The 12,324-nt window shown below is 38.0% G+C and carries 10 protein-coding genes; all 10 read right to left on the bottom strand.

Annotation, left to right across the window (positions count from 1 at the left end; translation table 11 throughout):
- Positions 1–16: 16 nt before the first annotated feature.
- The 10 genes from celB to EKM66_RS09990 all read right to left on the bottom strand — a co-directional run bounded on the left by celB (position 17) and on the right by EKM66_RS09990 (position 12,117).
- Positions 17–1,339 carry a PTS cellobiose transporter subunit IIC gene (celB, locus tag EKM66_RS10035; RefSeq protein WP_125764196.1) on the bottom strand — a complete coding sequence of 441 codons (1,323 nt, stop codon included), beginning with the start codon at positions 1,337–1,339 and terminating at the stop codon, positions 17–19.
- A 139-nt stretch (positions 1,340–1,478) separates the two neighbouring features.
- Positions 1,479–2,252, bottom strand: coding sequence for a MurR/RpiR family transcriptional regulator (locus tag EKM66_RS10030; RefSeq protein WP_125764194.1), 774 nt, complete (start codon positions 2,250–2,252; stop codon positions 1,479–1,481).
- 131 nt (positions 2,253–2,383) lie between these two features.
- The gene (locus EKM66_RS10025) at positions 2,384–3,835 is read right to left on the bottom strand and encodes a 6-phospho-beta-glucosidase (protein ID WP_125764191.1); all 1,452 of its coding nucleotides are present in this window, start codon (positions 3,833–3,835) and stop codon (positions 2,384–2,386) included.
- Between the two features lie 16 nt (positions 3,836–3,851).
- Positions 3,852–5,309 carry a 6-phospho-beta-glucosidase gene (locus EKM66_RS10020; RefSeq protein WP_125764189.1) on the bottom strand — a complete coding sequence of 486 codons (1,458 nt, stop codon included), beginning with the start codon at positions 5,307–5,309 and terminating at the stop codon, positions 3,852–3,854.
- 51 nt (positions 5,310–5,360) lie between these two features.
- A complete protein-coding gene (locus EKM66_RS10015) occupies positions 5,361–5,696 on the bottom strand; it encodes a PTS lactose/cellobiose transporter subunit IIA (RefSeq protein ID WP_125764187.1) in 336 nt (111 codons plus the stop codon).
- A gap of 108 nt (positions 5,697–5,804) precedes the next feature.
- Positions 5,805–6,113 carry a PTS sugar transporter subunit IIB gene (locus EKM66_RS10010; RefSeq protein ID WP_125764185.1) on the bottom strand — a complete coding sequence of 103 codons (309 nt, stop codon included), beginning with the start codon at positions 6,111–6,113 and terminating at the stop codon, positions 5,805–5,807.
- 190 nt (positions 6,114–6,303) lie between these two features.
- Positions 6,304–7,155 carry a Cof-type HAD-IIB family hydrolase gene (locus EKM66_RS10005; protein ID WP_125764183.1) on the bottom strand — a complete coding sequence of 284 codons (852 nt, stop codon included), beginning with the start codon at positions 7,153–7,155 and terminating at the stop codon, positions 6,304–6,306.
- A 76-nt stretch (positions 7,156–7,231) separates the two neighbouring features.
- Positions 7,232–8,536: a 3-phosphoshikimate 1-carboxyvinyltransferase gene (aroA, locus tag EKM66_RS10000; protein ID WP_125764181.1), complete on the bottom strand. Its 1,305-nt coding sequence runs from the start codon at positions 8,534–8,536 to the stop codon at positions 7,232–7,234.
- Positions 8,537–9,240: 704 nt separating this feature from the next.
- Complete coding sequence (locus tag EKM66_RS09995; protein WP_125764179.1) at positions 9,241–10,575, bottom strand: M20 family metallopeptidase; 1,335 nt, start codon at positions 10,573–10,575, stop codon at positions 9,241–9,243.
- Between the two features lie 39 nt (positions 10,576–10,614).
- Positions 10,615–12,117: a YfcC family protein gene (locus EKM66_RS09990; protein ID WP_125764177.1), complete on the bottom strand. Its 1,503-nt coding sequence runs from the start codon at positions 12,115–12,117 to the stop codon at positions 10,615–10,617.
- Positions 12,118–12,324: the final 207 nt, after the last annotated feature.

The raw sequence follows: 12,324 nt of genomic DNA, 5'->3' as shown, positions 1-12,324 counted from the left end.
TCCGAAAAAATTTTTATTATGCTTTGGCAGTATCTACTGAGCCAGCAAGATCAACGTCTTTAAGTTCTTCTTTGAGCTTTTCACTATCCATCTTCTTGAAGAAGTAGTAGTAAATTGCAAAGTCAATAACAATATTGATGATCTGCATTACTGAACCAGAAATATGACCAGTAGCGATAAATCCAGAAATAATTGGTGGAGTCGTCCATGGTAGGTAAACTCCCATTGGTTTGGCGACTAATCCTGTTGCCATACCAATATATGTAGTAATAACGTTAGCAAGTGGTGTCAAAATAAATGGAACAGCCATCTTGTAGTTCATAACGATAGGTAGACCGAAGACGATAGGTTCGTTAATGTTGAAGATTGCGGGACCTGCAACCAACTTACCTAATGTCTTCAATTCCTTACTCTTAGATGCAAATGCTAGAAGCATAGCCAATCCAAGTGTGGCACCAGAACCACCCATGTGAACGAACAAATCAAAGAATGATGTTGTAACAATGTTTGGTAGTGGTTTACCAGCTGCAAGAGCAGCTTGGTTTTGTTGCAAGGCTGTTAGCCAGATAGGCATCATAACACCTGAAACAACGTTGGCACCGTGGATACCGAATAACCATAGGAATGAAACAAGGAATTCAGCAACTAAAGCACCTGGTAATGTATCACTTAATGTACCAAGTGGTGCAGCCAAGAAGTAACTGATGATGTTTGGAATACTTTGCATTGGTGTTGCTTCAACACCTAAACGTACGATCCAAACAACGAACAAAACAATCAAACCTGGGAATAAAGCAGCAAATGAGTTACTTACTGCAGGTGGAACTGTATCAGGCATCTTAATTGTCCAGTTCTTGTGAATCATCCAGACATAAAAGTCTGTGATGAACAATCCAACAATAATAGCTGTAAATAAACCAGCTGAGTCAAGTTGTGTTAATGGTAACCACAATGCTCCAGCCTTATCTGTCTTCAATGGAATCGTTAGGATAAATGCACCTAATGAAACAATTGCAGCAGAGATTGGATCTACCTTATAACTCTTAGCCAAGTTAAAGGAAATACCAACAACAGCGATGAGTCCCATAATATGGAACGATGCATTAGTTGGATATTGTAATACGGTTGCCCAATTCTTACCGAATACACTAGCCATGAAGTCTAGGTATGATTGAATTGGAAATTGTGCGATGATCATGAAAATTGAACCAATGATAATCATTGGAACAGCCAATGTCATACCATCACGCAAAGCAATCAAATGACGTGACGAAGCGAGTTTGCCAGCTAGTGGAACTAGCTTTTCTTGGACAAAGCCGCCTTTCTTATTGTCAGCCATGTTAAAGCCCCCTCAAATTTTTTCTTGTTACTAAGCAGAAACACCCGAATCCGCTTACAAGAACTATTGTAACCCTTTTCAGTAAAAAATGTTGATAAATTGGCATAATGGAACTTTTTTACATAAAAAAAACACGTTACTAATCTGTAACATGTTCCTTAAATATATTTTCAGGTTGGTCTACCATCTTATGATAAGCACAACTTGATATCTGTTCGAGCATATAAACCATCGGAACTTGGGTCGTAACATTGATATGTCCCTTTCGCACCTGTGGAATATCATATGATAGTGAAAAGTCCACCACTTGGTTCAATGTCGAATACGAGTTAGCAGTCAGCGCAATCGTTGATGCACCATGCTCCTTGTAGTATTTTGCTTGTTGTAACGTTTGTTGTGTCTCGCCTGAAACAGAGATGATCACCAGCAGTGTTTTGGAGAAGTCACGGTCTGAAAATGGCTCCGGTTGAAACGGATCATTTATCGGTAATGAATAGATACCGTAACTAGACAGGATGCTTGCACCATAATCAGCGATTCGGCCACTATTACTTACCCCGAAGAATAGCACTAGATCGGCGGCATTGATCATCTGTGCCGCCTGATTGATCTTATCTGAGAACACACCTTCATGTGTGATCACATCGAAGAAGTTCTTGATTGGCTCCATACTGCTATCAGTGAATTTCTTTGCAGGTGACTTTTGACTCTGTTTCAATGCATATTTGAATTCTGAGAAACCACTATAATCCATTTTTTTTAGGAATCGCAACACAGTGGTAGTTGAGACATGTGCTTCATTCGCAAGATCTCGAATGGTCATATCTTCAACTTCTTTTAAATGACTAACAATGTACTTGTAAACGATCAATTCTAGTCGATTTAACTCGTGAATTTTCTGATATGGAAACATGAATCTCACCTTCTTTTTTAAATTGGTCTATATCATTCATAAAAAACAGTATTACAAAATATATGTAACCTGTTACATATTATCTAAAATAAAAGGCTGGAACAAATGTCCCAGCCCTTAGTTACTCATCCCTAGTCAATATCAGCACCGTTTGTACGGATAACCTTTTGATACCAGTAGAATGAATCTTTCTTGGAACGAGCAAGTGTTCCATTTCCTTCATCGTCTTTGTCGACATAAATGAAGCCATATCTCTTAGACATTTGTCCTGTTCCAGCAGAAACAAGGTCAATACAACCCCATGGAGTGTATCCCATTAGATCGATTCCATCTTCATTTACTGCTGTGATCATTTGTTGAACGTGGGCACGTAAGTAGTCGATACGATATGGATCATGAATGCTTCCATCTTTTTCGACCTTATCATAAGCACCGAATCCGTTCTCAACAATCATCAATGGTTTGTGATAGTGTTCAGTCAACCAGTTCATTGAATATCTCAATCCAATTGGATCTACTGGCCAGCCCCAATCGTTATATTTAAGATTAGGGTTCTTAACAGTCTCACGGTCACCAATAAATTTGAATTCTGGATTATCATCACTGTATTTGACAGTCATTGAGTTGTAATAACTGAATCCAACATAGTCAACAGTACCTTCTTTGAGTACGACACGGTCTTCTTCAGTGATATCTTTTCTCAAATCATGATTCTTGAAGTAAGCTTCCATACCAACTGGATATTCACCCAAGGCTTGGACATCTGCCCACCAGTAACGTCTTTGCATAGCTTTTTCAGCCAACAAGATGTCTTTTGGATCTGATGATGCAGGATATACTGGTGTGAAGTTGACCATATTACCAATTACAAAATCAGGATTGATCTTGTGACCGATCTTAACAGCCAATGCACTAGCAACTACTTCATAGTGTGATGCTTGATACATCAATTTTTCACGTTCGTCTTCTGATTCATTATCTCTGAAGATCAAGCCAGAGTCTGTAGCAATCGAGAAGTCATTTGTGAAAGTTGTTTGGTTGTTGATCTCGTTAAATGTCATCCAATACTTAACTTTGTCAGCGTAACGTTCGAAACAAACCTTAGCAAACTTAACAAAGAAGTCGATGACCTTACGATTTCTCCAACCACCATATTCTGTTACCAAATGATATGGCATTTCGAAGTGAGACAATGTGATAACTGGTTCAATTCCATATTTGAGACATTCGTCGAACATGTCATCATAGAACTTCAAGCCAGCTTCATTGGGTTCATCTTCATCACCATTTGGAAAAATTCTTGTCCAAGCAATTGATGTTCTAAAACATTTGTAGCCCATTTCAGCAAATAACTTAATATCTTCCTTGTAGTGGTGATAAAAGTCGATTGCTTCGTGATTAGGGTAGTTTTTACCTGGAATAATTCCATCAGTGATTTCACGTGGGTGTTGATAAGCGCCGGCAGTCATAATGTCACTGACACTGACACCTTTACCATCTACATCCCATGCTCCTTCTAGTTGGTTGGCAGCCACAGCGCCACCCCACAAGAAATCTTTTCTTAAACCACTTTTTTCCGTCATGTAAAATCCTCCCTAATTATTTTTGAATATTTGTATCTAGATTTTTACCATTTGATTCAATTACATTCTTAAACCAGTAGAATGAATCTTTCTTATAACGAGATTTTGAACCATTGCCTTCGTCATCTTGATCGACATAGATCATACCGTAACGCTTCTTCATTTCACCAGTACTTGCTGAAATAAGATCGATGAAGCCCCATGGAGTATATCCAATTAAGTCAACACCATCTTCTTTAACAGCCTTTTCCATTTGTAAAATGTGATCGTGGAAATATGAAATACGGTAATCATCATGCACACTGTGATCAGCTTCCAACTTGTCATATGCACCAAAACCATTTTCAACGATGAATAATGGCTTGTGCCAACGTGTTGTCATCCAATTCATTGCGTAACGAAGCCCAACTGGATCAATCTGCCAACCCCAGTCTGACTTCTGAACAGTAGGATTTGAAACCAAATCATTGTGTTCATCAAAGTCAAAGTGAGTCTCACCGGCATGTGCTTTGGTTGTGAATGACATGTAGTAACTGAATCCTACATAGTCCACAGTTCCAGCCTTGATAGTAGCCAAGTCAGCGGCTGTAATATCCAAGTTATAACCTTTACGCTCACGATATTTCTCCATCCATTCTGGATAGAAGCCTAATGCTTGAACATCACCGTAATAATAACGATATTGTTGAGCACGTTCAGCCTTCATAATATCTTGAGGTTTAGATGACAATGGATATACAGGACACATTGCAATCATTGATCCGACTTGCATTTCTGGGTTGATCTTGTGTGCCATTTGAACTGCTTTCGCACTGGCAACGAATTCGTAATGTGCAGCTTGCAACATTGCTTCTTCCCAGTTGTCTGAGTCTGTCAATTCAAGACCTGAGTCTTGTAGTAGTGGATGTGGATCTCTGTAATCAATTTGATTATTGATTTCATTGAATGTCATCCAATACTTAACCTTGTTCTTATAACGTTTGAAACATACTTCAGCAAAACGATCGAAGAATTCAATCATCTTACGATTGCTCCAGCCACCGTATTCTTTAACCAAGTGATATGGAATTTCAAAATGAGATAGTGTGATAACTGGTTGAATACCGTACTTCAAACATTCATCAAACATATCATCATAAAACTTTAATCCAGCTTCATTTGGTTCAGTTTCATCACCATTTGGGAAAATTCTTGTCCAAGCAATTGATGTTCTGAAACATTTCAATCCCATTTCAGCAAATAACTTAATATCTTCTGGATACATGTGATAGAAATCGTTTCCCCAATGATTAGGATAAACTTTTCCTTCTTTTACGCCGTCAGTAACCTCTCTAGCAACGCCTTTAGCTCCGGCAGTCATAACATCAGCAATGCTGACACCTTTACCACCTTCTTGCCATCCACCCTCAAGTTGGTGAGCAGCAACAGCGCCGCCCCAAAGGAAGCCTTCTGGCATCTCAATTCCTTCACTCATTGATGTTTCTCCAATCGTTAATACTTTTTAATAACTCAATTAATAACTAAATTATTTAGCGTCTTTAGCTAACTTCTTGTATAAGTCAACAATTTCACCAGCAAGGTCTCTGAATGTAATAGCATTCATGATGTGGTCTTGTGAGTGAACCATTAGTAATGTAACTTTGGCATGGTTACCATTTGCTTCTTCAGTTAACATTCCTGTTTGAACATTGTGTGCTTCTGTTAGGAAGTTATCTGATTCTTTTAATTTTGAGTCAGCTACTGTAAATTGACCTTTCTTAGCAGCAGCGATAGCCTCAAATGCAGAGCTCTTAGCGTTACCCCCATTGATGATCAATCCCATAATTGTTTGTAGTTGTTCGTCGTGTTCTTCTTCAGCCATTTGTAAAATCCTCCATAAGCGCTGTATACGCTTCCCATTTTTTTGAATATAAAAGGGGTGCAATTTCAGCGCCCCTTAATTTGTTACTATAATACGCAATCTGCGTGATTAACCAATTAATTCCAAAGCTCTCTTGAATACTTTTTCACCATTCATCATTCCGTAGTCTTGCATGTTGATTACTTCAACAGGAATTGAAAGCTTGTCTTTAAATTGTCCTTCAAGATATCTAACTTGAGGTCCAAGCATAAGTACTTCTGGATGTTTCTCTTCAATCTTTGCATCTGCATCTGAAGCAGCAGTAGCGAAGATTTCTGCATCGATTCCATCTGCGGCAGCAGCCTTTTGCATTTTTGAAACTAGTAAACTTGTTGACATACCTGCGGCACAGCATAACATAATTGTTCTTTCAGCCATGATAAAAACTCCTCTGTATAGTAAATTGTATTAATTTGTTTTTTGATAAAAACGTTTTCTTAAAACGCTTTCATCGAACAACTTGATTGTATAACTAGAATCAACATTTGGCAAGATGTTTTTTAAGAAAAACAAAAACGATGAAAAATGTTTTAATAATCTCAACATTTCTCACCGTTGTTTTTTTACATCAAATATCTAATCTACTTCTATTATCATTCCGTTCGAATTCTCCATCAAGAACCCGATTGATCATAACGCCAACTCCGTTCTCGTTGTTGGTCTTAGTAATATTCCATGCAACTTCTTTAACTTTTTCAATAGCGTTATCCATTGCAACTCCATAACCGACTTCACGAACCATATCGTAATCATTTCCATAATCACCAAAGCACATAAAGTCTGCCATAGGAATACTTTCAATTTCAGAAATTCTTTGTAGTGCAGACAATTTAGTCACATCTTGCGCATTAATTTCAAAGTAATTAGAGCCTGAGCGACTGATTGTTACTGGCAATGCTGCCAGGGATTCTAATTTTTTACGAAGTTCGAATAAACGCTTAGGACTCGTACTGAAACAAACTTTGTAAATATTAAAGTCTGGATCTTCATTTTTTTTACGCAAATCATCAATCGAATTGGCGTGGATATTATGCCTACTCATCCCCTCAAAGTAAGTCGTCCAGCTCTTATTAGGATCATAGACATACGTGTAATTGATACCATCGATTACAACTTTGAATTTGTTGAACTCAACACGTTTCAAAATTTCATCAACAATATCATGGTCGATAGGCCTGTCAACAACCTGTTCCCCTTTTGGGTTGACCACCACACCACCATTAAGAACTACTCTGTATCCCTCAGTTTTCAAGTCTTTTTTAAAAAACTTATTTACTGAATGTAACGTTCTTCCAGAACAAATTGCATAAATAAGTCCTGAATCGACTGCTCTGCGAATAGCATCAGCGTTTTCAAACGGTACTTGGCTGTAACTATTAAGTAGAGTCCCATCTAAATCAGTTCCAATAAATTTGATCATAAAGTTACGTAACCCCTTACATTTTTTTCATTAACACCATCATACGTCAATGGTTCTAAAAAAAGAAGTGTAAAACTTACCCGACAACTAATACCTTTTTCATATCCGAAATGAAATCTGGGTAAGAAATATCAATTGCTTCAATGTTCTTGATCTGTAATGGCGTATCGATCAAGTTCGATGCGACACACAACATCATAGCGATACGATGATCGTCATGGCTGTCAACATCATCTTTTACATGAATAGATTGATTGCCTTTAATAACGATAGAATCATCATTTACAGTCATAACGATGCCTAATTTGGCTAATTCAACACGCATATTGGTAATGCGGTCGCTCATTTGTAAATGAACATCATGAATATCTTCAATAATTGTTTTACCACTGGCTTGGGATGCCATTAAAGCAATCAATGGTATCTCGTCAATGATGAATGGAACTTGCTCAGCACTGATAGTCGTTCCGTGGAGCTTCTGGCTGACCATTGTCAGATCTCCATATGGCTCAACACTATTCTTGGATCGATTAGTTATTTCGATTTTTCCGCCCATTTGCTCAATTACTTGAAGTAATCCAGTTCTAGTTGAATTCAATCCCACTCGGTGAAGCGTTAAGTGGCTATTGTCAGCCAGTAATGATCCGACAATGTAAAATGCGGCAGATGAAAAATCTCCAGGGATTGTTAAATTCTGACCAGTTAACTCAGTGTTTTGTGGATTAACAGTAATCACATTAGGATCTGTTGTGATATCAGCTCCAAAATAATTTGCCAAAACTTCAGTATGATTACGTGTGGGCATTTTTCTAAGTATTTGAGTCTTTGAGTCAGCGAATAAACTAGCAAAAATCAATCCACTCTTAATCTGTGCACTTGCAATATCTTGTTGGTACGTAATTCCACGTAAATTATTTGAACCGGTAATTTCAAGGGGTAAGTAATCATCAGAAGTTCTTGTCAAATCGGCACCCATGTCTGTCAACAAGACAGCCAAATTATCAGACGGACGTTTACTTAAAAACTCTCCACCATTCAAGGTGTATGTATCAGGCGTTGTTGCCAACATGCCCATGATCAGACTTTGTAATTCACCTACATTGTTCAAATTAAGCGTATGAGTCAGTGGATTGAAATTACGATTTGAGCCTTTGATGATCATATCTTTAGTCGTAGGCTCTACGTGCATTTTCACGCCTAGATCCTGAAATAGTTTAACTGTTGTAGTTAAATCTTCTGAAAAGGAAAAGTTACTGATTTGTGTAACTCCTTTTGCCAAAGAAGCTAAGACAATGGCTCGGTGTGCGATACTTTTATCCCCGGGTACCGTCATCTCGCCCTGAAATCTATATTTCATAGGTTGTGTATTAAAATTAAACATATCATTCACCCGCAAGATAGCTCTTGCAGTATCCTTTCTTGCAGAATCTACTAATTCTTTTTGAAAATTCCAACGTTTTCTCTTACTCCTAAACTACCTAATTTGCTTATATAAGACAAATTTTTAGTCTTATATTGTTCTTTTCCGCTTCCGGTTGAGAAAAAATTACCTGCCGTATGGACCGATTCCAGCCACGGTCTGGAATCTCGACTTTAAGCTTTGCTTCGCAAATCTTAAAGCTCGTCCTGTGGCTTCGCCACTTTTACGGCTGGTATTTTTTTCTCAACCTCCAGCTTATATACCTCTCTGTATCTTATAGATACCTGAAAATAGTTAGAACTAATATTAACCACTAACATTTTCATGGTCGCATAGTCTTATTCATTTAATATTCCCTCACAAATTTTGAATAGAACTATTAAAAAAAATTGGATGTAAAAAGTAATTCAACCCGCAGTGGCAGCTATGTTGGGACGACAGCATGTCATTCTTCCATAACTAGGACATCTTTTGAAATTCGCGGTCCATGCGGAGTTCAAAAGTGAGATCCCAGACCGCACTATAGCTGGAACCGGTTCCACGGCAGGCTCAATTACTTTTTACCGAAGTGTCACCAAAACAAAAAGAGAACTGCATAAGCAGTCCTCATCTTTAAGAATATAAAATATATTATAATACTTTTTCAGCTTTTACAAAGTATTTGTCTAGACACATAAACGATATACAGCTTCAGCGATGATCTCCATAGCTTTACGCATATCTGCTCTACTCCAATTTTCATTGGCTTGATGCATGAAATCTGGTGTTGTTGGCAGCATTGCACCAAACGCAACACAATTATTCATCGTTCTAGCAAAGGTAGCACCACCAGAAATTGCTGGTTTAGACTCTGTATCACCAGTAACATCTTGATATGCAGACATCAATGTTTTAACCAGTTTCGTATCTGTTGGTACGTAGAGAGGTGCTACATAATCAAAGTTCTCATACTTCATACCAAAGGATTCTACGGCATCTGAAACTTGCTTGATCAATGTATCGTGATCAATTTTAACTGGAATTCTCATATCTATTTGGACACGTGATCTTTCTGAATTGATTTCCAAGCTTGAGATATTAAATGTTAATTTGCCTGAAACATCATCAGACACATCACCTAACAGGTTAGTGGCATTAGCATCTTCACCAAACTTCTTCAAAAATTGAAGAATATTAATGTCTGGGAACACATCAGACAAGGCAATTCCAAGTCTAACCACCGCATTAGTTCCCTCAGGTGCATTCATTGCGTGGACAGAATTACCATGAATTTCAATTCCACCATCAATTTTATCTGCATCAAACTTGTGGTTTTGTAATGCAGCAAATACTTCTTCTTGTTTAGGACCATTATAGACAGCTTTACCAGGAACAGCATTGAAGGCATCAACAATATTCAAGTTGAGCTCGTTTGAACCGGGTCCAACCAAATAAGATTGTTGCAATCCTTTTTCTGCATAGATCAATGGAAATTCAGCGTCTGGTGCAATTCCCATGTCAATTGGAGTTTCCTTCTTGTTATATTGGGCAAGACATCTCCAAAGGGTCTCTTCGTCAGTTCCAAAGATAAAGCGAATCTTCTTATTGAAAGTGTATCCAGCATCCATGATTGCTTTGACTGCAAACAACGAAGCTACACTTGGCCCCTTATCATCTTGTGTTCCACGTCCATACAGCTTGCCATCTTTTTCGATCATTTTGAATGGTTCAGTATTCCATGCATCAATATTTCCAGCTGGAACAACGTCCATATGGCATACCAATCCAAATATTTGGTCACCTTCACCGATTTCGGCATAACCGTAATATCCTTCGGGATCTTCATGTGTTGTATTACCAATACTTTGAGCAACTTCCAAAACTGTATCCAAAGCTTTTTTGGGACCAGGACCAAATGGTGCATTTTCCTTTGCATCCTCACAATATGAAGGAACTGCAATAACTTTACTTAGCGCATCAATTGCATTATCTTGAACTTTATCTGTGATAAATGTTTCCATTTTGAAACCCCTTTCAACTTTTATATTTATATTATTTCATTACATCATCGAAACAACAACCAAATATCCAGCGACAACAACAAATAATATAGCCATTAGTTTCCACATGTACTTCCACCATGAAACGATATTAACGTGGCCGATTGCTAGAGCACCCATTACTACACCTGAAGTTGGAGTAATTAAGTTGACCCAACCAGAAGCAGCTTGATAGGCTGTAATTACAAGTGATCCATCTACTCCGGAGAACTTGCCCAATGGTCCCATAATTCCCATAGTTGCGGCAGCTAGTCCTGACGTTGAAGGAATTAAGAATGACATTGGAATATAGAATATGAATGTTAAAACAATGAATATTGCTGATGAAAGATTCTGTAATCCTGTTTCACCAAAGTGAAGTACTGTTGCTGTAATGTATCCATTGTTCATAATTACCTGAATACCACGAGCAACACAGACGATAATGGCAACACTCAAGAATTCACCCATACCTTCCATGAATGCATTGATATATTCAGATTCACTCATGTGGAAGACAAACATAACAATGACTGACATTAAGAAGAATAATGTGGTGATTTCTGAGAAGTACCAAGTACCTAGTGGAGCAATATCTTGGCCGATCAAAGCACCAAGGAATGGCACATGAGTTAACCATTTAGTAAAGCTGTCGAAGAATGTCCAGCTTGAGTTAAGATTACTCCATGGAATCAATCCAGCAATCATGATTACAAAAGTTGCACCAAATAGCCAAATGACAATCTTTTGACCACCAGTTAATTCATGATCATCAGATTCTTGTTTCATCGAGAATTCTTCCAAGTCTTTTTGACGACGTTCAAATACATATGATTTTGAAGGATCTTTTTTAATTTTTGCTGCATAATGCATTACATACCAAATACTGATAGCAGTGGTAATTATCAACAATACCAATCGAGAAATTAGTCCCTCTCCTGGTGAAATATTAATAGTTTGTGAAGCAACACCGGTGGCAAATGGGTTCACTGTAGATGCTAAACATCCAACCTGTGTACCCACCAGTGCAATCGATATAGCGGTTATCGAATCATATCCAACACTGATCATTACTGGAATCAAGATTGGGTAGAAGGCAATTGTCTCTTCACCCATACCAAAGGTTGATCCACCAATAGCAAATAATATCATCAGAATTGGAATAATAGCCTTTTCCTTGCCACTATTCTTCTTAATAATTGCGGAAATACCATCATCAATGGCACGGGTCTTATTAACAACTCCTAAAAATCCACCAATTACTAAGATAAATAATGAAATGGAAATAGAACCGTCTGTATTAGCCGTTCCGACCATCCCATTAACCGGTGCCATAAAGACATCCCAGATTCCTTGGGGACTGTTGGTACGTGCCTTATAAGTTCCAGCGATAATATTACCAGCCTTAGTCGTAGCATATTGACCAGCTGGAATAATCCAAGTCAATATTGCCACAGCAATTATAAGGAAAAATAGTATCGTATACGCCGAAGGCATTTTAAACTTTTTTACTTTTTTATCCATGCTTTCTCCTCCCTGAGCAAAGTACAGGTTACAGCTTAAACAATTTGTTCATTTAATACAACGCTTTCATGAATGATTTTGAGATTAATTTCTTTATGGATAGGGGTCTACGGTTGAAAACAAATGATGCCTGCTGATCGAGTAGGAGGTAAATTAATTACCGACCTCTCACACCACCGTACGTACGGATCCGTATACGGCGGTTCA

Source organism: Companilactobacillus hulinensis, from assembly GCF_003946555.1.
GTDB lineage: Bacteria > Bacillota > Bacilli > Lactobacillales > Lactobacillaceae > Companilactobacillus > Companilactobacillus hulinensis.
The sequence above is the reverse complement of the archived record's forward strand: the minus strand, read 5'-3'. Positions and strand labels throughout refer to the sequence as shown.